Here is a 22,037-nt window from a genome sequence, read left to right as displayed (position 1 = left end):
GATCAAAGCGGCGCGGCGGATCATGAAGTGTCTGCCCGCTTTCGCCTTGAATTTGGCCCGGATGACCAGCGTGCCGTCCTCGACTTCGCCAATTCCTTGGCTCTTGAACGGCTCGAGCATATCTGCGGCAAGTTCCGGGTTGGCTGACATATCCTGGCCGATCTTCTTGAAAATCTTGCGGACTTTTTCGACATCGGTGTCGAATGCAACGCGAAAGGTCAGTTTCTCGATCATCCAGTCGCGGCTGAAATTCTGAATCTTGCCAATCTCGCCATAGGGGATTGTCGCCAAGGCACCGCGCTGATGGCGCAGGGAAACTGACCGGACCGAGATTTTTTCCACGGTCCCCTTGGCGCCCGACGTTTCGATATATTCGCCGAAGCGGAATGCATCGTCGATCAGGAAAAACAGCCCGGAGACCAGGTCCTTCACCAGCGTCTGCGAGCCGAAGCCGATGGCCAGCCCGAACACGCTCAAGCCGGCGATCAGCGGCCAGACATTGACCCCGATCGACACCAGGATCGAGAGCAGCGCCAAGGCCACAATGCTCGATTTGCCGACCGCGCTGATCAGCGGCACCAGCGTGCCCAGCCGTGAACGCGGCGCACCCAGCGCCTCCTCGTCATCACCTGCGGCGGGCAACTCCGCGCGCAAGGCGCGAACCGACACTGCGCCGACCACGTTCCACAGAAACGCCGCCACCAACATGATCAGCGCCACACCGGATGCGCCCTTGACGACCTCTCGCAGATCTATGCCGAACCCGGCAGCCAGCGGTGTCGCCCACAGCGTTCCCAGCATGGCAATCATGATAGCCACAACGGTGAAGCGGGCGGTCTGTCGGCCTGCCGCTGCCAAGATCGAGATGTCAGGAGACTCCAATCCGCGTTGCGCCCAGTTCCCGATCATTGCGTCGAGATGTGGTGCGGCGAGAAATATCAACCCGGTCAGCAGAACGGCCGACCCACGAAGCGATGCTCCCATGGTCAGCGCGGCCTGAGTGGTGAGAAAGGTGATTATCAGGAACGCGATCACGATTGCCGGCCACACTTTGGCGAGACGGGTGCGCCAGCGGCTTCTGGGGCGCGGACCGGCGACGGCGACTGCCATTGTGCGTCTGTGCCGCCATACGGCCCATGCAAACAGAACGTAGATCGGAATTGCGAAGCCTGTTCGCAGCAGATCCCCCAAGGCCGGCCCGACGGTCCAGAGCCGCAACGTCGCGATCAGCGTGGTGCCGATGATCGCCAAGCCAATGGCAAGCGAGAGGTCGCGCACGAGCGCTGCCAGATGGGCGGAGCGCTCCTGCGCGAACTCGGATCGCCGCGATGCCATCAACAGTGATCTGACGGCGGCGAGAATGACGAAGCCGAGCACGGTCACCACCGTCCAAAGGTGAAGGGTTTGCAAAGGCACGCCAGAACCGGCCAGCAGCCGCGCAGCAATGAAGCCGATCACCAGCGCCACTACAATAGCCGCCACGCCCGCGAAGAATCTGCGCGATGCACTGCTTGTCGCACTCGCCTTCGCGAACCGCCGGGCAAGCAGGATGTACACGCCGGCGACGAGCGCAACGACCAACACAATCTCGAACAGGAGCCCAAGAAGAGATGTTCCCCCGGCTGCAAGCGAGGCCCTCAGGTTTTCAAGCTCGACGGGGACGTTGCCCAAAGCGGAAACCCGCGCGAACAGTCCGGAGACGAAACGATCGGCGAGCTGTTCGAAGCCCGAGATCAACGAAGTAACGTCCGTATCCGCTGTCTTGTCCACGATTTCCCCCTCTTCAGCGCCTCGGAAGCCAGTTCCGGCAGTCAAGGCCGCTGTCTCGCTATCCAGCACCCGACCGTCGCACAATTCAAGCTTCTTTTCTGTCCGGACCTGTTGCCCGCGCGCGGGGTCCGAGCGCACTGAACTTGTCGCCCCAGAGCGCAACGACCGCGCCTATGAGATAGGCCTGATTGGAGATGTCTATCAGGCGTTTACAGTGGCTTTCTTCTGGCTCGATTCTTAGAAAACCAACATCTCATTCAGCTCTCGATTTGACGCCTCGCCGTAAGCAAGTATGCAAACGACAATGGCCCATTCGACGGGTGTGTTTCATCGTAGCGGAGCGGGCGTGTTGAGAGAAGTTTGGGCGACATTCCATCGCTGACTGAGAGGCAGCGCCGCGAGGAAGCGCTGAATGGCTCACGTCTTCGGCGATGCAAAATAACAACTGCGCCGCTCGACCAGCTTGCCCACCTGCGAGCCCCTTCCCAGATCAACTGCCAAGGCCTGGAGACGGCACACCAACCCGGATCAATCTCGAAAAATCCGGTGAAAGGCCCGACTTCCGCGCACGGTCGTCTATGTGGGCCACCTCCCGCAAGGTCGACAATGGCAAGCGGGTATCGAGCGCACCGCGGTCGTACGCATAATCAGGAAGATAGCCGTTAACAATGAGCCGCCAGTCGAATGGAACCACGTCGCCGACTGCTCGCATCATCTTGACGATCGTCGTCGTGCAGTTCGTCGTGATCGAATTGTAGAATGCAGGCTTCGTGGAAAGCGCATTTGCGTCCGAGACGTATTCCAGCAGAAGCGTCCGGGCCGCGTCAGGCGATGCTTTCAGGCGATAGATCTGGACGTCCTCTCCCCGAACATTTGACCTGACACCGACCACGTCTCGCTCGTCGGCCGCGATAATAACCAAGGGATTGCTCTTGAACAGATCCGCTATGGGCGAAAACTCGCCACCTACACGGCGCCGCACCTCAATGGACCAAGCAAGATATTCACCACCCGAGAAGCCAAAGCTCATGATGACATGGGCCATTTTCGGTCCAGCCCAATAGGACATGAAGAGGTCGGCGGTCTGAACCGTGGAAAGGTCGTAGGTTCGGGTTGTCCAACGTTCGGTGAAATCGGTGTCGCTGCGCCATTCGAAATCACGCACGTCTTTCAGGGTTAACAGGTTTCCATCGCGCGTCCCGGTTACCTGACGGGCGACATCGGGCGCCCAGTCGGCGTCGCCCAAAGGCTTGATGGTGCTCCACCAGACCAGAACCGCAGCAAACGCGGCGAGAAACAGGACGAGCGCCCGGAAGCGAAAACGGCTGAACAGCGCGATGATCGTGCCGAGGCCGAACAAGATGAAAAGGGCGCAGGCCGCAGCCCGGCCGAGCTCTCCCGCAGGCAGGCGATACCACATGGCAAATCCGGCCCAGGCAGCTACGGCGGCAATGGCGAGCGACAAGATAATGGCGAACGAGATTTGAGCGATGCGACGCATCATTCCCCCTTCCAGCCCTACGGTACCAACAGAGGCGTCTCTTCAGGGGCGGCCGGAGTCGCTTGCTGCCGTCCGAATGCCATTCTCACGGGCGCTGGAACCAACTTCGAGATGGAGCATCCATAAAGCTTTGTTGCCGGCCCTAGCCTGGAACAATTACTTCTTACAACCTTTCGTGGAGGTCGCTGGCAAAGTACAGCCCTTGTTGGCCTGTGTCCTTCGAGAGCCGGTCAAATTCTCGACCTCGTTGCCGTAGTTTTCTCTGGTGTTCTGATCGACCACTGCAACGGGTGCCGAAATCACCAACCCTGCAGCACTGCCAGCCGCAGCCGCCGCGCCGGTCGTCGCTTGCACGATCGTGTCGCCAAGGCCCACCCTGCTGTCTGTCAGGGTCTGGCCAGCAGCCATCCGCGCTCCAATCAACTGGACGATCTGCGGAGACGAGGCGAACTTGCCGTGATTCAAACTGTCTCCGGACTTGACCTTCGTCAGGTCGATGACGGTTACATTGTTGCTTGAAAGTTCTTCCTTGTATGGAGCCTCTTCCGGATTGATAGAGCCGAGCCGGGGGATGTTGCCCCAGACCCGTCGCGAAAATGCGAGCGCCCGGTCATCCTGCGAGACAAAGAGGGTGAACTGGGGGTGCTGTTTGCCCATGTCGGCAATCTGTGTGCGAAACACGTCGACATCGACGTCAGGCGCGGCCAGCATGACGTTCTTGAACTTCGCCGGCAGTCCGCCATTGCGGATGGCCATCTGGCGCAAGGATTCCAACGCAAGCCAGTTGCCCATCGAATGGGCGAGGATCGAAACCTCTTTCACTTCAGGATCGCGAGCGAGGTATTGGAACAGCGTCTCGAGCGCATCTCGCGTGTAATTCGTGCTTTCGCGATCGTAGCCATAGGCCAGCGTACTGCCTCGGGAAGGCCATGTGACCAGGATCGGAGCGCTGTCGGTGCCTGTGTCGTGAGCGATCTGCGCAAAGCGATAAAGGGAGTCTTCGAAGCGGTTGTTGAAGCCATGGACGAATACCAGCACGCTGTGGTCCGGGCTCTTCCTGACAGTGGCGTGCAGCCATTCCTTCGCGCCATCCCGTGTTAACTCTTCGGCTTTCACCACCGCGAAATCGGTTGCCGGGTTTGAGGGCAGCTTCTTGGGCCAGGCGACCTCGCCGACCTTGCGCACCGACGCTGGTGGGATCGACACCGTAACGTCCGCGAATGAAGGAGCTATCCCGCGTTCGCCCGTATACATCTCGGCCGGATTGGTGGAGCGCGCGCGGGTCGTCGTCACCAGCATCTCCACCTTGCTGGATGCCGGAGATGTATCGGCTACGGGCAACAACACATTCGTTGGACGAGATGCGCAACCGCCAGACAGGCCGATCAGTGCGAATGCCAGCAACGCACGGGGGATACACATGAATTTGAACTCGCCTGCAAAGCCGGCTTCCAAAACGTCCCCCTCACGTGTGCAACGTCAACAAGCCGCCTCGGATACTGCTTGTTGCCAATCGAAGTCAGTTGACAATGATTGCCTCGACAGTGGCACCCAAGATCCGATCGGCACGCTGCTCCACACCACCAACCAAGTACCGGAATCCGTTCTTTTGCGCAACTGCTAGGCCCCGCGTCTCAACATTTCGCCTGGCTGCGCGCCGCCGGTCCGCTACTAACTAAACAGCGAGGCATTCAACGAAGAGGTCGTCGAGTACCCGGCCGCTGCAAGCCATGCCGCCGACTTTACTTGATGCGGGCGACGCCACCCGAAATCTCGATCGTTTCCGACCCGGTCAGGGCCTCGAGGTCACCATTGGGCCAGGTGACGAAACAGCCGTTCGGGCAGAATTCCACGGTCTCGCCGGCATGCAGTGCAAGCTTCGTCTTGCTACCGCCTTCCGTCACGATGAACGTTCGGATCTTGCTGTCCTTGTTAACCACGCTGGCTGCCAAAGCCGAACCACCCACGGCAAGAACAGCAATGACGGCGGCGAACGACGTCAACACGTCGCACTTGATCGGCCGATTTAGTGGCGGGCAATATTTGAACTGCTGTGTCACTAGGGTCGTGAACCACCCATCCGGGTTGATCATGAAGGCGCCTCTGCCGACGAGGTTGGCATTGGCGATGGGATCACCGTTTCCGAACCGGGCTAGTCACCTGTCACCTGCCATTTGTCGTCGGGATTGAATTGCTTTATCGCGCCGGCCAAAGCCTCCGTCTTCGGGCCTAGATCGGCCTCGTAGACGATACCTTGCTGATTGACCACAAAGGTTTTGACGCCCGTTTCGGCATATTTCACAGGCCAGGCCACCAGCCCGAAACCCGCGATCATGTTGCCGTTGATGATATAGTTGTAGGCGCCACCGGCGATATTCGCGCCTTGGCCGGTCAGGATGCGGAAGCGATACCCAAAATAGCCATTGCCTTTCTTCGCCTTGTCGAGAGCCGCCTGGTTGATGAAATCGCCTGCCGGACTGACGCCATTGGTCTCGTCGGACGGCCAATATAGCCCGTCGGCTCGGCCCTCGCTGCTGATCAGCTTCTGGGCGTATTCCAGCACGCCATCGCCGTCGCGGTCCTCTGAAGCGTAGTCACGCTGAGCTTCCACATAGGCGCGAACCGTTTCGATCGCCGTGATCTCATTTTCCCCGACGCGCCGGTTGATGATCTCTTCGATGCCAGCCTGGGTATCGAAAGCCCACTTGCCGTCCTTGCCCTTGGCGATGGGGAATGGCAGCGTCCATAGCTTGTCGCCAATGTCGAGTTCCTTGCGGTCGCCAAGATCACGCACTATCACCGTCTTCGCAGCGCCTTGCCGGATCTGCGTGTAGGTATCCATCACGCCTTCACTTGTCCTCAGCTTTGCGGCATCCAGCCCAAGCAGTACGGCCAGTCCATCGAAATCATCCTTTGCCAGGACTGACTTGAACGCGTCCACAGCCGCCGAGGGATCATCGAAAAGCGGCGGACCTTTTTTGGCCACGTAATCCTCGAGGCTGTGCACCTCCTGCGCGCTGGCAAAATTTGCGGAACCCGCGCCAATGCTCAAGATCATTCCGGCCCCGAGCAGCGAACGTAGAACAAGACTCCGGACGGACGTTTTCATGTCGGTTCTCCTCGCCAAATTTATTAACGCCGGCCACCGCCGCGCCCGCCACCGCCGCGCCCGCCGCCGCCGCGCCCGCCGCCGCCCTGYCTGCCACCGCCGTGCCTGATCATTTTGTTGCCGCCACCGCCGCCGCTACGAATTCCACCTCCCATGCTCCTCGCACCGCGGTTGGAGGAAATTTGCTGACGTTTTCCGGAGCTGACGTTRCCAAGACCCGAAGGATTCCTCGGCCTGTTGTCCACTCTCGCTGCCGGCCTCGGCTTGCCAACCGGGCGATCGATCCTCCCTGACGCCTTGGCTGCAGGGCGATCATTCTTTCGTGCCCCGGCAATCTGATTGTTGTTGGTTGGCTTTTTGAAATCCTGCCTCGACGCCGGGGGGCGGTTTTTCAAGCCCTCTCTGATTTCGCGTTGGCGGACGTCCTTCACCTTGCCGGACTTTCCGGCAAGCGTGCTCGCTCGGTCCCTTTTTAGATCGGACGCCTTGTTGCGCATATTGTTGCGATCGTCGGACTTGACCCGATTGCTGATCTTCGATTTGTCGATGTTGGCGAATTGGTTCTTGTCGAAATTTATTTTCGAACGGTCGACGTTTTTCCAGTCGACGTCGTTGAAATTGACCTTGCCGTTTCTGTTGTTGAAGCAATCGTTGCAGTCGAAATCGATATCGTTGCCGTTCCAGCGGCCTCCTGACACACCCCAGTCATCCCAATCCACTGCCGCTGCCCAGACGGCGCCTGTCACGAAGGCCGCGAAATAGGGCGCAGTGGGGTAATAATAACTTGGGTAGGAGTCTGGATAATAGGAGATCGGAGCGACCGGATAGTCGGTGGTATAGAGCATTTGCGGCTCATACCGTGGAACGTAGATCGTGTCTGCGCTCGCGGACTGGATGACGACATTGTCGTTCTCCTCGACAACCTTGATCTTGTCATCCGACTTGATCACGCCTTTGGCGACAGCCGTGTCGCGCAACTGCTGAATGGCGACCAGAACGTCTTTTTGCTGATACGTCAGTGCGTCGCCAAGCGCYTGGGTCCACTCCAGATCGTCGTTCATCATTTTGACGATGTCGGGATAGTTGAGCAGTGAGATGACGCTTCCGTCCCAGCTCTCCTTCGGTTTCAGGCCTGGCTTCTTGGCGACCTGATCCAAAAACCGGTTCGCTTCCACGATCTGCAATGGATAAAGCGACGCTTCGGAAATCACCGCGACAAGTTCATCGGGATAGAGCGCTATTCGCGCTACCAGAACTTCGAGTTCATCCTCGTCGAGCGGTTCGGGCGCCGGGGTAGCCGCTGCGCTGGCTGTAGCGGCGGCTTGATCCTGAGCAATCGCGAAAGAGGGCGGACCCGAGCAGATCAAGAACGTCAGTATGGCCACAGTCCCAACAGGCCAACGCGGAAACTTGATCTCCATTGCCGTCCCTCCAAGGTATGTGAACCTGGTTGTCAGCGATGTTCTGTCGCCGAGTCCGGGCGAGTGATCATGCCTTGGCGTTATGTTGGCGCATTACCTGCCGAGGGGCAATGTAAGTAACTGTATGCTACGTGTGCGACCCTTCACTTGTGAACCTCGCTGGTTAGCGCATCGGGGCGCGAGCCTGCGGAGCGGTGCCGCTTGGCGCAAAGAGGGCAGAGGCCAAGCAAAGCCAAGCCTTTGATAAGATCAGATCGATTGCAATCGGCAGCGCGCTCGTCACGGTCTGCTCGAACAATCCTTCAGTGGCCACCCAGCACGAGAGTCTGGACGGGCAGCAACAATGCCTGAATTCGAAGGATCATGGCATGCACGATAGCTACGGTGTCCACCACATGCAGGAACACCCAATTGAGCGTGCCGATGTCTTTTGCCGCGAGCGCGTCGTGATTGTTGGTGTATGCGTTTGCGATGCAGCTGCTGCCCGGCGGCAGGCCGTCGAGCTCCCCCGGGAAGAGCGGCTCGAGGAAGACGGTGAGCGTCCCACCCTTCGAAAGCTGTTGAACGTCGACAAGCTGATCTGTCGGCCGGATTTGTCCGGCAGCGATGACATCCTGTACCTGGGTCACGACCATGGGAAGGATCGTAAATGGCTTGCCGACGCATGTGGCCTCGGCGATCATCCCCTCTTTCATCACCTGCGCCTCGATCTGGCCAAAGCCGGCAATTAGGGCGCCACGTCCGGCGTCTTCCGGGACCAGGATGCCGGCGGGCCGCACCATTGCGTTTACGACATCGCCGGGCCGAAGCGTGAACTGCTGGACGGTTCCGGCGACGCCGGCCCGAACCAGGGTTTTATCCAGTTCGACCTGTGCCTGCGCAAGTGCTGCCTCCGCACTGGCCTTCTGGGCGGGCAGCAGCGAGCTGATCTTCGTTTCGATGGTCCGCTTGCTTGCGACGGCGGCATCAAGACCACCCTTGCGACCATCCACGGCGTTTTGCAGCCGCTCGACCTCCCGAATCGAAACGACGTCCTTTTTCACCAGCTGCTGCTTCATTTCCAGTTCGTCCAGGGCCTGCTGGTAGGCGCTTTGCGCCTGCTGGATGAGCCCATCCGCCGCTGCAAGGTCCGTTTGCGCCACCGTGGCCTCGGCGTCGGCTTCGGCTATTTGGCGCTTTGCTGTCTCGAGCGCGGCTTCCTGCTCGGAACTGTCAAGCCGAAAGAGCGGATCACCAGCCTTGACCTTTGCATTTATGCCAACGTCAACGAACACCTCGGCAACACGGCCGGTGGTTTGGGGAAGGATGGTAACAGTGCGGAATATCGCCGAGACGTTTGTCGTCGAAGGATGATAGTAAAAAATGAGGGTGATCAACGAAACGGTCAGCACCAGGCACGCCGTGATGCCCCAGCGCAACTCGTACCACATCGTATAGAGGTTGATCTCGCGCCCGATACGCTTGCCTTGCACATAACGGCGGAAAAGATAGTCCGGAAAGACGGTGAGCAACGAACAGAGAATTAGCTCAAACATGGCTCAGAGCATCCATGCGCGCGGTGTCGATTTTCTGCTCGGGACCAGGCTGCACCATCGCCTGCTCTTCCCCCTGCTCCTCCGCCCGCTCCTCGGCGGCGGGATCACGTCCGGACAGTTTCTCGAGCGAGCGTGCAATTGAAGACATCGGCGTCTTGAAATCCGGCAGCTCGATGAACGCCAGCAACAGACCCGCGATCCAGAAAAGATGATTGTGGGTGAAAAGCGAGATCAGACAAAGGACAGCCACAATCTCCATTTGCACTTTTTTCGATCCATGCGCCATTCGTTCCGGAAGGGCATGGAGTTGAAAGTACAGATTGCCGATGATGAGGATCATTGCCAAAATCAGGACGACGACCACATTGAACAGCCAATCGGTCTGGCCGGGCGCAGTGACGAAGATCGGCAAATGCTCGATCGCCGCAGGATGTATCGTGTCCGCCATTTCGGCTCTCCCACAAAGACTCTCACGGCCAGCCCAGCCAAGGTACCATTCTCCAGATTGCCTGTCGATGGTTTGGAGGAACGGGTAGTGGGTCAGTTTGAAATTTCAGTAGTTGTTGAGCGAAACAGCACGGTTCCGTCTTCGGTCGCAATCTCGCGCACCGACGAGCAGCGCCTGGATCACTGCCACGCCGACAACGCCTACTGCCACGCCGCGGATCGTGGCGGCGGTCAGCGTAACCAGGTGAGCCCCGCGTGCCGTGCTGCCGGAGACCCGCCGTCAGTCCCCCAAGCTGAGCAGTGTCGATGGATCGGCCGTTACCGGTGGCGCGAAGAAGGTCAGCCGCACTGCTTCCATAAGCAGTTGCGGCGGGGCCATCTCGCCTGCCAGTTCGACGATGCGCCCTTGCAGCTCCTTCATCCTGTCCGGGTTCGCGGCGGCGAGATCGTGAGCTTCGGATTTGTCGTCGGCGAGGTTGAAAAGCTCCGCCTTCGGCGGCAGYGAGGCCTTCCACACAAGCTTCCAGTCGCCTTTGCGAACGGCTCCGGCCAGAGGATCGACGTTGTAGACCACTTCGGCGCGGGGAGACGGCTTTCCTTCGCTCAGGGCGTCCCAGACATTCATGCCGTCCAGTGGCTTGTTCTTCTCCAGCTTGGCTTCGGCGACGGCGGCAAGCGTGGGATACATGTCCGTAACGTGGACCATGCCGTCGACAACGCCCGGCTTGATCTTGCCCGGCCAGTTGGCGAAGGCGGCGACCCTGGTGCCACCCTCGTAGAGTGTGCCCTTGCCGCCACGATAAGGTCCGTTGCTGGCGGGCAGTGTGCCCCCGACTTTCGAATCGCCAGCAAACAGCGAGTCTTTCACGCCACCATTGTCGCTGTGGAAGACGATGATGGTGTTGTCGCGCATGCCTTTCTTTTCGAGCGCCGCAACCACCTTGCCGACGCCGTCGTCCATCACCGAGATCATCGCTGCATATTTGCGCCGGTTCTCGTCTGCGTTGCCCTTGACGCGGTCGAGATACTCCTGCGGCGCCTGGAAGGGCGTGTGCGGCGCGGTGAAGGCCAGGTAGAGGAATAGCGGGCTCTTGCCCTCGTGGCGCTCGACAACTCGCACGGCCTCGTTGCCGAACAGCGTGTTGTCGAAGCCGGTTTCGTTGAGCGGCTTGTTGTTGCGATACCAGTCCTTCACGCCGTGGGAGGAATGCTTGAAGTGGTCGATCTCTCCGACCAGCGCGCCGTAGAAATAGTCGAACCCGCGCTGCCGCGGCCAGAATTCTGGCTTGGCATGGCCGAGATGCCATTTGCCGACCATGGCCGTCTTGTAGCCGGCGTCTTTCAGAACCTGCGGCAAGAGGTACTCGTCGACCGGAAGCCCGTAGGTGCCCGCTGCCGGTATGACGCCCGTCTGTAGTCCGTATCGCAGAGGATAGCGGCCGGTCATTAATGCCGCGCGCGTTGGCGTGCACATAGGCAGGGCGTAGAACTGGTCGAAGCGAGCGCCGCCCTCGGCGAGCTTGTCGAGGTTCGGCGTCTTGATATCGGAACCGTTGAAGCCGGCATCCCCCCAGCCCATGTCGTCAGCGACGACATAGACGATGTTGGGGAGCGCCGGCTGGGCGGCCGCAGGCTGAACCCCGGCAAGCCCGGCGAGCACGCCCGACAGGCCAACCGGTGTAGCCAGTCGCGACGCCGCAACCGCCGTGCCGGCCATCAATGCGTCTCGCCGCGTGATTTTGTTGCTGATGCCGGCTTCAGCCGGGAAGTCTCGATCGTTGCTCATGTTTTGCCCCTGCTCTGCTAAACCAAATCATGCGTTCAAAACCCTGCGCGCCAAATATGCTGGCGCCGATCATTTCCCCGGTACCCAAAGCGGCAGGGCAGCGGTCAGGACGCGCCACACTGCAGCATAGCCCCGACAGGCCGTTGGATGTCCTAAGCGCGCTTGTCCGATTAGGTCTTCTCTATCCATAGTCCCCACCAGCCCTGCGTGGGCATCGATCTCGCGGGACTTAATCATAAGCTGCGTCTAATATAATGTGCAGCTATCCATTTGGCGCAAGATCGTGAYGGGTCGCGCGAAACCGCCGGCGCGGGGGACCACGCCGCACAGTTGAATGCTGATCATCGACCGACTGGGCGTGGGCAGGAAAGCTGGCGCCGCGACATGACCTCCCGAACGTCGAGGGGAAAACGGTGGCCCGCACCTGAACTCAGACATTCGAATTCGACTAAAGGCAATCAAACCGGCTCAACAGATTTCACGTTGCCGTCGGTGTCCACGAGGCAGCTTGTCTTCTTGCCGCCGGCATCGAGCTCGACCTGATAAGTTTTGGAATCGATCTTGCTCGAGGAGATCGGAAGTATCTTGGCGCTGTTGACGCCGCTCGACTTGGCGACCGCGTTGGCGCAAAGAAGCTGCAGATCCGCCGGAGCCGTCTCAACCTGCGTCCTCGACATCTGCTCCGGAGCAGGCGGCGGCGTGCTGACGCAAGCGCTCAAGCTCTGCGTAATGAATCCAAGAGCTACAACCAGGATCGATCTTCTCACTGCACGTTTTTCCGACATTGCTTGGCCCTCTCCGAATGCCGCTTCAAACGCCCTTGTAAAGGGCCGCCCCCTGCATCAGAACGATGACCTTGGCTCCGACCTTGACGCGGGACGCCAAGTCGGTGATGTCGTCGTTCCGCATCCGGATGCACCCTGATGACACGTCGAGCCCGATCGTCCAGGGCTCCGGCGTGCCGTGTATCCGGTAGATCGTGTCCTGATCGCCCTCGTAGAGATAGAGTGCCCTGGCGCCGAGCGGATTGTCGGGACCTCCCGGCATGCCTGCCGCATATTTGACCGCGTTCGGATCCCGAGCGACCATTTCGACCGGGGGCGTCCAGGTCGGCCATTCCGCCATGCGGCCGACGCGCACGATACCGGCCCATCCAAAGCCTTCCCGGCCGACGCCGATGCCGTAGCGCATGGCCTGCTGACCCGGCTGCACAAGATAGAGAAAATGCTTGTTGCCATCGATGATGATCGTACCGGGCACCTCAGCGGTGCGGAATTGGACCATCTGCGGGCGAAATGCCTCGGGCACCTCCTTGTGGGCTGCGTAGTATTTTCGCGCTTTCTTCTTGTCGTAGTCGACCCACTTATGTGTCTGCGGATCGAACACCTGCGTCTGAGCGGCATACGCCAGTGTCGCGACGATCGCGGTCATGACAAGCGCGGCGCCGAGAACGAGGCAGCGGCCAGCCAATCTGCGATCATTGCTTTTCGAAGTGACGGACCGGTTTGCGAGCGAAAAGGTCATGGTCGTCCCTGCCTCTACTTCGACCAGGCGCTAAGCCGGTCTTGATGCTTTGCAACCCAGGCCTGCGCGTACTTGGCGGGATCTTGCCGATCGACCTGCAATGCGTAGCTCATTTCGGTGACCTCGTCTGAGCTGAAGTCGACATGAGAGAGGAAGGCCGCCACTTTCGGCAGGCGCTTGGCCATCGATGAGGCAAACCCGATGTAGAAATGGGATGCGTCCCACGCCACCGGCGCCTCAGATTTTGTAAGCCAGTCAGGGTCGTCGCTCGGCATCACGATGTGCCACTTGGCCGGATCGTATTTCGGTTCGGTCAACTGGACGATATCATGGAGCTTGAACATATGGTGCGGACTGTAGCAGTAGAATGCCATCGGTTGCCCCGTTGCCGCGGCCGCATCGACTGCGGCCATTGCCATGTCTTCCGGCATCTGAAGGAGCGTCATCGTTTTTTCATAGCCGTAGCTCTTGGCCCGGATCTTCTCGATGCTCGTCGACGACCAGCCCAACGCGCCAATCCACATTTCGCCCTTGCCGTCGCCGTCGGTGTCGAACACGGCCGCTTTTTTGGGATCGGCCAGATCTGAAATGTCCTTGACGCCATATTTGTCAGCCGTCTCGCGCGTCACGCAGATGCCCTGCGTAGCCGACACACCCCTGGGACTGAGGTCCACGGTCTTGCGCCCGTCGACGTATTTCTTGACGAGTGCATCGAGATTGGGAAGCCAGACTTCCGGATAGACGTCGACCTCCCCGGTATCCATCCCGGCGAATGCGGTCATGGAGCCCATCTCGCGCACGTCGGCGTCCAGATTGAGTTTTTCCTTCAATCCGTACTTGATGATATTGGCCGCGGCCTGGCCGGATGGCCAGTTCGGCATTGCAATGAGGAGGTCAGCCGCAAGGGACCGGCCATGCACCGCCAGCATCGTCAGTGCCGCCAGCGACACTTTCAGCAGATGTCGCCGAAATCGACTGTCCATTTTTCCCTCCCCGCGGACCTGACATGAACGGCAGCGGCAGCGAGAGGACTCCCGATCCGCCACGCAACCGGCACACCACAGCCGGAACCGCTTTTGTCTGCCAGCCGGCTTTCCATCCCGTTCATTGGTTCGTGTTGTCCCGAGACTACCGGATGGAGCCGGGAGCGGAACGTAAGTTACGTGGAGGGCGGGGTAACTTTTTGACTACGAGGCCGTTCAAACGGCTCGCATCGGCGGCTTAATCTTAAACTGTGCCGATCACATGGAAATCAGTCGAAGGGCGGCGCCCTGCCCATGACGACCGATCGCTAGTAACAATTGCCGGAATCGGCTTCCCTGGGCGAACATCGGCGATAGTATCTGTCTGAGTGATACCCATCGCCGTAGTATCGGTCGTGGTAATATGGATCGCCATAGTACGGATCGACATCATACCGATCGACATAATACGGATCGCCGTAGTACGGACCCCCGTAATAGTCACCGCCTCCGTAGTACCCGCCGTAGTAGCCGTTGCTGTTGGCAATCATGCTGCCGAGCAGCGCGCCGGCGACAAATGCGCCGCCCGGGGCCAAGAAGTCGTTGTGCCGGTGGTAGTGGCGGTAGCCGCGATAACCCCTGTACCAGCCGTCCCGAATTTGGATGACATCGGACTGAGCGCTTTGTGCCCTGGGCACGAAGACCGGCGCGGCATCAACTGGAGCAGAACTCGCAAGTACAAAAGTTGCGACGAGGGAGGTCGCTATGCCTGACGGGACTCTCATGATCGCGTCCTCGCTGGTGGCAATGTTTACCGTGTGCGAAACGTCGTCATTAGCGATACGAAACGTCGTCGATGCAAATTTGTTCCAGACACCTGCAAATTGCCTGAAGCGGCTCCGAACGTTTGACCGCCGGCTAATTCCGGAATTCCATCGGGACGGCAGTGGTCGCTCGATCTCTCGATGTCCCGGACGTTTCCATAGTGGTCCCGAACTGCGAACGAGGGGTGTCGTTCGGGCGCGCCTGAAAGGGGCCCACAAGGCGATCCCCCACCCCCGCCGGCCGATGGACCGGGGAGCGGCCGCCCCCGGCCGCGGCGATCTCGAAACCTGGCGTTCTGCGTTAAGACTGTGTCTGCTGGCAGCAGCCAATGGCCGAGATGGGTGGGAATTTTGCCTGGCGGGCGGTCAGTGCTTCAGGCATTTCCGGCCCACTGCCATTGCTTTGAACGTCCCCTTCAGATCGACGACAAAGGCCCCCTTGGTTTCCGGAAATACGGTCATCTTATATTTCTTCGCCACGTCGCGCTTGAACTTCGGATCGTCGGTCAAGATGTAGCCGCCAGAATATCCGCCCTTGAGTTCGCCACTCGTGCTGGTGGCCACACCCTTATAGAGATGGCCGTCGATGGAGACGAAGATGTCCGACTTGGTACCGTTCTTAAGACCGATATCCACCTTCGTGAACACGCCAAGATACCCGACCTCCTGATTTGCGGTAACGCCCATTTGTACTGAACTTGGCCCATCTTGGCGCACGATCAAGCAATCTCCACGCGTTTGATTCGTATAGATCGTCCAGCCCTCGACGTCGTCCCCGTATCGGACAAGCACATCGCTGGCCTTGGGAAGCGGATTTTGTGTTTGTGCGTATGCCGCCGTCGCAGACGAAAGTGCTACTGCCGCGATGAGTGTCGTGAAGATTCGCATAGTATTACCTTCCCTTGTTTGCGTTCTTGCTCATGAATGTCCGTTTTGTGGATCGTGACTGCCGTGCCCTTCCTGGGCGTTGCTCGGAAGTCATTTCACCAGTTCGATCTCCCTTCCGCCCCGTCGCTTAGAACCGCGGGGCGCGTCGTAGAGGCGCACGACCGCGACCGGTCGTTGCTTGGACGATGGTGTCGCTAGGACCGACCTGTTATCGGTCAGGCCTGGCCTGTGGCTGTCCGCGCCCGATCAGTTAACGAGGACGACCACGTACCTCGACCCCGTGTGCTGATAATATTTCGCGCCGCAATGCCAGATTGTCGTCCCGTTGACCGAAGTCTTGACGCAACCGGCCGGTAGACTGGCTACGTAGACGCTGGTTCTGCGGATGGTTCGCCGGGTTGTGCGCCGCGCGACGCCCGCCGCACTGCCGGGCGTAAGAGGATGGCCAACGCGGGCCAGCGCTTGAGATGAAATCGATCCCTGTGTGACCACGGAGACCGCATCAACCTGTACGAAAGTGGCCAAAGCCAAGGCCAGGACGGCGCAGTTGCGGAATCTTGTTGTCATCTCTTCCTCCCTGTTGTCGAATCTAGAAACGCATGACCAGTCCCATGATGGGTCCTTGCTGGACGACATCGAAGACGAAGCCGTCATTGCGGTAGTTGACGCCGAGCGCGCGGTAGCCGGCGACCGCCGAAAACCGCTCGTTGAACCGGTAGCCCAGTGCGGCGGCGACATCCCAGTCGACATTGGCGCCGCCTGCACCAATCATGCCCCAACCCGTCAGATAGACTTCAGGCGTGAGCGAGTAGTTCGCGCGAACGCCAACCAGGCCGTCCACCCAGGTCGCTCCGTCGCTGCCGGATACGCCGTCAAGGATGCCGCCATGGAAGTTCAGGTCCGTGTTTACGGACCAGACCCTCATGGCGCCGACGAAATCGAGACGTCCGGCGTCACTCTGGACGATCGAATAGCCAGCGCCGACCAGCCCTGAAAAGGTCTGCGACGAGACTTCGACACTGTTGGCGACGACGCCTCTCGGCGTGCCGCTTTCTCCCGACAGTTTCACATACATGAGGTCGCCGAAAATGCTGTAGCGGTCGTAGCGAGCCTCGGCGACGGCCATGGCCGCGAAGTCGAGATTCTTCAGGATGTCGCTGAAACTCGAGTCGACCTCGACAGTGGGCAGGCCAAACTGCGCCACGTCTCCCGACATCCCGGCCGCCCAGAAATACGGCGCGACGGAGAACGTCCAGCCCTGTTCGGTCACGACTGGCTTCAGCTCCGGCGTCATGGGTGAGACCGCATCCGCGGCGCCGGCAGGATGGGCGAGCCAAAGGGAGGAAAGGACAGCCCAACCCAGGGCTTGTGTCCGATAGAAGGTCATCATGTCAGGGTCCCCTCCTGAGGTGTCCGTCGTTTGCGGATTTGTTGCTTGGGAGAACGAGAGTGCCTGACGGGTGCGAAGACCGTCCATCGGCATGCTTCCCGCGCTGTCGGCATGGCGATTCATGGCTGTTCACCGTGCCGGCCACGGGTTGATACCCGATTTGCGGGCGGCATCGGTATTCAGCACTGCTGCTCCTACCTCTCCAACCAGGCGATCTATCAATTCTTGCCATTCGGCTCGTCTGGCCTCGCGCAATGCCGGCGGGGCCTGATCGACCTTCGAAAGCGCTAACTCTGCATCCGCGAGTTCCTCGCAAATATCGCGAAAACTCTCGCTTCGGTCCATCAGCCGATGGATCGTCAATTCAAACTGGGGGTATCGGCGCACTGCCGCCGAGACCGCTCGGTGCCTGTCAGACGATCCGTCTCTTGTGCTCATGACGCCAGTTCATCGACCTGACGCGATCGTATTGCAAAGAAAGGGCAGCGGGAGGTAAGTTACGTGGATAAGCATGTAACCGAGCGACAACAAAAACCGGCGGTTGCAAGGGATCAAGTGAGGACATGGCGATCCAGGCGGAAACGCCGGCACCAAGGGAGCACGAGCCCCCTGTAGAGGCTTGTCGCGCCCAACTTGCCCTTATCCTCGACAGTGCGGACTTCGATGCCACCAGCCGCGAGCGCCGCTTCCTCAGCCATGTGGTGGAAGAGGCTTTGTCGGGACGAGGCGACCGTATCAAGGCCTATTCGATCGCCGTGGAAGTGTTTGGTCGCGGCGAGGCGTTCGACCCGCAGACGGATCCGATCGTTCGCATCGAGGCAGGCCACCTCAGGCGTGCGCTCGAGCGATACTATCTGACAGCCGGACATACAGACCCAATCCTGATCACGATTCCCAAGGGTGGTTATGTTCCTATCTTCTCGCTTCGTTCGCCGGCTTCGTTGGCGCAGCCGCGGGTGCCCATAGTTTCTCGATCAATCACCCACTCTCCGGTCGGGCGGATTGCGTTCCTGCTCCCGGCAGTGCTTGCAGCCATTCTTGCGGCTGGAGCATCGGTATTGGCGTGGTCGTGGGTGTCTGTCAGGTCAAGCGCGCCGGAAACGCCCCGTGTGCTTGTTGAGCCGTTTGAAGATCTGACCGGCACCGCCGCGGCGGCAGCCATTGCGAGCGGATTGAAGCAAGAGATTGTCAGCCAGCTTTCGAAGTTCAAGGATATTGTGGTCATGGAGTCGGCGCCTAACGACGGCGATGCGTCGACCTCGCCACCACGATTTGTCCTCGCCGGAAGTGTCAGCCTGTCGGTCGATACCTTTCTGCTTCGAGTGAGATTGATCAACCGACCCGACGGTTCGGTTCTGTGGGCAGACAGTTATAATGGGCGGATGAAAGTCGCGGACCTTGTCGGAGCTCAGGCAGACATCGCGCGGAATGTGTCGACGAGCTTGGCTCAAACCTATGGCGTCATCTTCCAGGCGGACGCCAATCTCCACGTCGACAATCCGCCCGAAGATTGGGCCGCATATTCCTGCACGCTGTCTTTCTATGCATATCGGGTCGAGCTCAGCCCCGACACCCGTGCATCCGTGCGTGCATGCCTCGAGAAGGCCGTACGGCGCTTCCCGAATTACGCCACCGCCTGGGGTCTTCTTTCGCTTGTCTACATCGATGACTATCGCTTCGAGTTTCCCACCGACGCCACATCGTCCGCCGCCGTGCTTGAGCGCGCGCTGGCAGCCGCAAGGCAGGCGGTGGAAGTCGACCCTCTCAACGTAAGAGGGCTTCAGGGAGAAATGCTTGCGCTCTATTTCAGCAAGGAAATAAACCTGGCATTGGGAGTGGGCAAACGGGGTTTGGCGATCAATCCCAACGATACCGAGTTCATGGGCGAATACGGACAGCGCCTGGCGGTCTCCGGAAATTGGCATGACGGCTGCGCGTTGATAACGGAGGCGCGCCAAAAAAATCCACGCTCGTTGGGCTACTATGAGGTGGATCTGGCTCTTTGCTCTTATTTCAGCGGCGATTATTCGCAGGCGGTTATGTGGATCAAGAAATCGCCCGTCCGATCGAACCCGATCTATCATATTGTTGCGGCTGCCGTTCTGAGCGAAGGAGGTTACAAGATCGAGGCTGATCGCGAGCGTGACTGGCTGGAGCAAAATCAACCGGCTTGGACGAAGAACATGCGCCACGTGGTTGCGATGCGCCTGGCCCGTTCGCAAGACGTCGAGATTTTCGTCCGTTCACTGCGGAAGGCCGGCTTCAACGTGGCGGATTGAGGGCAAATTCTGTGATGTTGGCAAGTACGGCAACTCATGCAGTCGGAATGCCCGCTAGTGGCGCAATGCGGCCTTAGATCAACACCTGCCACGCCTGGCTCGCGATGTAGCTTGTGGCCGGCTCATAAGTCATCTCTCCCCCTGATCAGTCAAAACCCGCGCCTCTGGCGGAGAGCGCGGGCCGACCAGGCGATGGAGTCCCGATCTTCGGCAGGATGTGGGTGAGACATCATCTGCCGCAACCACCAACCGTTAGCGACCTCTAATGTTCCGTCAAGCCAGTTCTGTGGCTTGCCGCACCCACGCTGGGATTGCCTCATGGCCCTGCAGCCAAGCGCACGCGTGTTCCTCCAGACATGCCTCTATTGACGCCCACCATGCGGTTAGGGCACGTTTCGAGGAGTGTTTTCAGGGGGGGCATCATGGCTGACAAGATCCACGGCTTTCTGCCTGCCACGGCCGAAATGCCGACTGACCGTCAGCGGTTGATCACCCGCTATATCGCTTAAGCCCAAGGCTTCCGCGATCACACCATAGGCTAACGCGATCATGCAGTTCACAATACAACTACAAGCGGTCGATTCCTTAGGGATGTAGCCACTCCGAAAGCCCGCCGCGGGTCGCTCCCGTGGCGGGCTTTTCATCGATCGGGTTTCGGGCTTCCATCAGGGTGGCCTTGGGTAGACCGTCAGCGTCCCTTCTTGACCTTCGGCGCAATCTCTTCAATTCGCACCTTGTCCCCGATTTCCTTGGCCAAAGCGAAGGCCTTCTCCTTGTCCTTCGTTGACAGGACTGTGCGCCAGTGAGGTTTCTCGAACACGCTCACAACATAGGTCGGCACCGGCTTGTCGGTCATCCTTCCGGCCTTCGGTAATGGCCGGTGCGGTGGATGCTTGGGTGAAGCGCGCCGCACCGGCCACTGCAATAGCGGGAAAATCCCCCGCGCTGATAAGTCTATATTATATTAGATGTCGCGCAATTAAGACTTAAGTCCTCGTTTCGCCGGCCCTAAAGGCCCGCTCTCGCGGTGTGCGGGCTTCGCGCAAAAAACGACCGGCTTTCCGCTTGATGACGGCGAAAATGCAGCCACGACGTCATCACGGAGCGGGAGTTCGAGCGCAATGATCCCGGTGCTGGCGCACCCTGATCTCGATTGCGCTGGCAAGCCGGGAAGACTGCGAACGGAGCGAAAGCGGAAGTGGCCAGTGGACGGCCACAACGAGATGTTGGCGCGACTGCAAAATGTATCGTTTTACACAATTTCCAATTGCTGGACTCGCGCGATGCATCGGTAGTTTAATTTTTGCATCCAGCCAAGGAGTGGAAGGTCGCGAACGGGGAGGAAGTAGGCATGGGTTTCGAATTCGACATCCGCCATCCATCTGACGATCAGCCGTACGAAATCGCCTCTTTCGCCCAAAAGTACGGCCTGACGATCCCAATTGCGGATGCCATGCTTTTCGCCAAAGGGCCGTCGCGGACGGCATGCGACGCTGCCGCATTGGCCTTCCTCTGCGCTATCGCCGCACAAGCCAAGAAACAGAGGGCTCAATAGGCCTGCCAGCACTGCGACACGACCGCCTTGGGCCGAAAGCGGGGTTGGCGTTCACCAGGGCGCGAATTGGCCAGACCTCCCGTCCATCACCAAGGCGACGCCGCGAGTCGCAGCTATCTCTGCGATAAGAGCCTACAAATCCGCATAAGGCCAACCAACCGGTAGACTGATTGGCGCTCTCAAGGAGCCGAGACAGAGCGTGCGTATTCGGGCGCAACTCACAGGGAGTGGCTCGCGCAGCGGCTGAGTTCATTCGTGGTTTCGCGCGAGCCATTTCAGTGCCGCCTCGATGATGGCAACATCCTCGGGCCGCGCCTACGCCAACGGTATCGGCCGCCGAAATACCGTGACGAGCAAATAGAGGGGGCCTTCTCTGGTGTCTTTGGCGAATGCAACGGTCGTTGAACGCGATATCGAAGGTCGGAGCGCAGAGCAGTTGGCTGCCGAACCTGGTACAGATGCGCCCCTTACTCAATTGGGCGATGCAGCTTACGCTCTATTTGGTACTCACCACTGCTGATCGACTTTGGTAGGCTCACGCCGTGAGCTTTGTCTGCGCGTCGTGAGCTTTGCGCGGCGCGTGGTCGGTGAGTCATGGAGGTCCAGTCATGGATCATGTCCAGACATCCAACGCGGATTGCCACAGCCCTGCACTCTCCGGTGGTATCCGACGATTCCCGGCCGTGGCGGCGTTGTTTGATAACTCCCGCAAGAGGTCACGCGGCGCTGCGATAAGCCTTATCCCGGTCTGCCTGATCCTGCTATTTGGCGCCCCAGCAAAGAGTCAATCGGAGACTGACGACAGGCTCGCCCCTCAAGACACTGTCGAGCTAAAGGTCTCGGGGTGGGATGCCTTGCGTGGCGGCATCACGGAGGGCGTGGAGCTCAACGGTGCTTTTACGATCGGTGCAACCGGGACGCTGGATCTTCCGGGGATTGGGCACGTTCCGGCTGCGGGTCTGCGTGAGAGTGAATTGGCAAGGCTGATTACCGATCGCTTACAGGCCAGAAGTGGTTTCGACACCCGTCCCGTCATGACCGTGCAG

Annotated in this window: 20 protein-coding genes; 3 read left to right on the top strand and 17 right to left on the bottom strand. The window is 59.5% G+C overall.

The window, feature by feature from the left end:
• From AC1D0I_RS29895 to AC1D0I_RS29820, 16 genes are all read right to left on the bottom strand, one after another.
• Nucleotides 1-1,770: mechanosensitive ion channel domain-containing protein (locus tag AC1D0I_RS29895; protein ID WP_477399626.1), on the bottom strand; the 1,770-nt coding region annotated here is incomplete at its 3' end.
• Nucleotides 1,771-2,260: 490 nt separating this feature from the next.
• A complete protein-coding gene (locus AC1D0I_RS29890; RefSeq protein ID WP_457154178.1) occupies nucleotides 2,261-3,274 on the bottom strand; it encodes an Lnb N-terminal periplasmic domain-containing protein in 1,014 nt (337 codons plus the stop codon).
• A 153-nt stretch (nucleotides 3,275-3,427) separates the two neighbouring features.
• Entirely contained in the window at nucleotides 3,428-4,693 is a 1,266-nt protein-coding gene (locus AC1D0I_RS29885; RefSeq protein ID WP_477228451.1) for an alpha/beta hydrolase, read from the bottom strand.
• A 320-nt stretch (nucleotides 4,694-5,013) separates the two neighbouring features.
• Nucleotides 5,014-5,277, bottom strand: coding sequence for a hypothetical protein (locus tag AC1D0I_RS29880; protein ID WP_477399629.1), 264 nt, complete (start codon nucleotides 5,275-5,277; stop codon nucleotides 5,014-5,016).
• 146 nt (nucleotides 5,278-5,423) lie between these two features.
• Nucleotides 5,424-6,380, bottom strand: coding sequence for a DUF2950 domain-containing protein (locus AC1D0I_RS29875; RefSeq protein WP_457155350.1), 957 nt, complete (start codon nucleotides 6,378-6,380; stop codon nucleotides 5,424-5,426).
• 23 nt (nucleotides 6,381-6,403) lie between these two features.
• The gene (locus tag AC1D0I_RS29870) at nucleotides 6,404-7,801 is read right to left on the bottom strand and encodes a DUF3300 domain-containing protein (RefSeq protein WP_477399624.1); all 1,398 of its coding nucleotides are present in this window, start codon (nucleotides 7,799-7,801) and stop codon (nucleotides 6,404-6,406) included.
• 302 nt (nucleotides 7,802-8,103) lie between these two features.
• A complete protein-coding gene (locus AC1D0I_RS29865) occupies nucleotides 8,104-9,336 on the bottom strand; it encodes an HlyD family secretion protein (RefSeq protein WP_477399623.1) in 1,233 nt (410 codons plus the stop codon).
• A complete protein-coding gene (locus AC1D0I_RS29860; protein WP_457154948.1) occupies nucleotides 9,329-9,784 on the bottom strand; it encodes a hypothetical protein in 456 nt (151 codons plus the stop codon). The genes AC1D0I_RS29865 and AC1D0I_RS29860 overlap by 8 nt, the downstream gene beginning before the upstream one ends.
• Before the next feature lie 279 nt (nucleotides 9,785-10,063).
• Nucleotides 10,064-11,569 (bottom strand): arylsulfatase B, encoded by a 1,506-nt coding sequence (locus AC1D0I_RS29855; RefSeq protein WP_477399621.1) that lies wholly within the window; start codon nucleotides 11,567-11,569, stop codon nucleotides 10,064-10,066.
• Nucleotides 11,570-12,027: 458 nt separating this feature from the next.
• Nucleotides 12,028-12,246 (bottom strand): hypothetical protein, encoded by a 219-nt coding sequence (locus AC1D0I_RS29850; protein WP_245331217.1) that lies wholly within the window; start codon nucleotides 12,244-12,246, stop codon nucleotides 12,028-12,030.
• 133 nt (nucleotides 12,247-12,379) lie between these two features.
• Complete coding sequence (locus AC1D0I_RS29845) at nucleotides 12,380-13,093, bottom strand: L,D-transpeptidase (RefSeq protein WP_477399619.1); 714 nt, start codon at nucleotides 13,091-13,093, stop codon at nucleotides 12,380-12,382.
• A gap of 14 nt (nucleotides 13,094-13,107) precedes the next feature.
• Nucleotides 13,108-14,076 carry an ABC transporter substrate-binding protein gene (locus AC1D0I_RS29840; protein ID WP_095089183.1) on the bottom strand — a complete coding sequence of 323 codons (969 nt, stop codon included), beginning with the start codon at nucleotides 14,074-14,076 and terminating at the stop codon, nucleotides 13,108-13,110.
• A 308-nt stretch (nucleotides 14,077-14,384) separates the two neighbouring features.
• The gene (locus AC1D0I_RS29835; RefSeq protein WP_477399617.1) at nucleotides 14,385-14,840 is read right to left on the bottom strand and encodes a hypothetical protein; all 456 of its coding nucleotides are present in this window, start codon (nucleotides 14,838-14,840) and stop codon (nucleotides 14,385-14,387) included.
• A 405-nt stretch (nucleotides 14,841-15,245) separates the two neighbouring features.
• The gene (locus AC1D0I_RS29830; protein WP_477399616.1) at nucleotides 15,246-15,767 is read right to left on the bottom strand and encodes a hypothetical protein; all 522 of its coding nucleotides are present in this window, start codon (nucleotides 15,765-15,767) and stop codon (nucleotides 15,246-15,248) included.
• Nucleotides 15,768-16,356: 589 nt separating this feature from the next.
• Entirely contained in the window at nucleotides 16,357-17,157 is an 801-nt protein-coding gene (locus AC1D0I_RS29825) for a hypothetical protein (RefSeq protein ID WP_477399614.1), read from the bottom strand.
• 129 nt (nucleotides 17,158-17,286) lie between these two features.
• A complete protein-coding gene (locus tag AC1D0I_RS29820; protein ID WP_095089195.1) occupies nucleotides 17,287-17,595 on the bottom strand; it encodes a hypothetical protein in 309 nt (102 codons plus the stop codon).
• Nucleotides 17,596-17,720: 125 nt separating this feature from the next.
• Here AC1D0I_RS29820 and AC1D0I_RS29815 point away from each other — a divergent pair, with 125 nt between their 5' ends.
• Complete coding sequence (locus AC1D0I_RS29815; RefSeq protein WP_477399612.1) at nucleotides 17,721-19,436, top strand: hypothetical protein; 1,716 nt, start codon at nucleotides 17,721-17,723, stop codon at nucleotides 19,434-19,436.
• A 688-nt stretch (nucleotides 19,437-20,124) separates the two neighbouring features.
• Here the strand turns inward: AC1D0I_RS29815 and AC1D0I_RS29810 are convergent.
• Nucleotides 20,125-20,292: a hypothetical protein gene (locus tag AC1D0I_RS29810; protein ID WP_167392245.1), complete on the bottom strand. Its 168-nt coding sequence runs from the start codon at nucleotides 20,290-20,292 to the stop codon at nucleotides 20,125-20,127.
• Between the two features lie 495 nt (nucleotides 20,293-20,787).
• On the opposite strand from AC1D0I_RS29810, the gene AC1D0I_RS29805 reads away from it, so the two are divergent.
• Both AC1D0I_RS29805 and AC1D0I_RS29800 read left to right on the top strand, forming a co-directional pair.
• On the top strand, nucleotides 20,788-20,991 hold the full coding sequence (locus tag AC1D0I_RS29805; protein WP_477399610.1) for a hypothetical protein: 204 nt from the start codon (nucleotides 20,788-20,790) through the stop codon (nucleotides 20,989-20,991).
• Nucleotides 20,992-21,599: 608 nt separating this feature from the next.
• Nucleotides 21,600-22,037 (top strand): polysaccharide biosynthesis/export family protein (locus AC1D0I_RS29800; protein WP_477399608.1); only part of this gene is annotated, 438 nt, incomplete at its 3' end.

It is taken from the genome of Mesorhizobium sp. P2_D1 (assembly GCF_056404455.1).
Note: the sequence above shows the minus strand (reverse complement) of the source record. Positions and strands in the feature narration are given on the sequence as shown.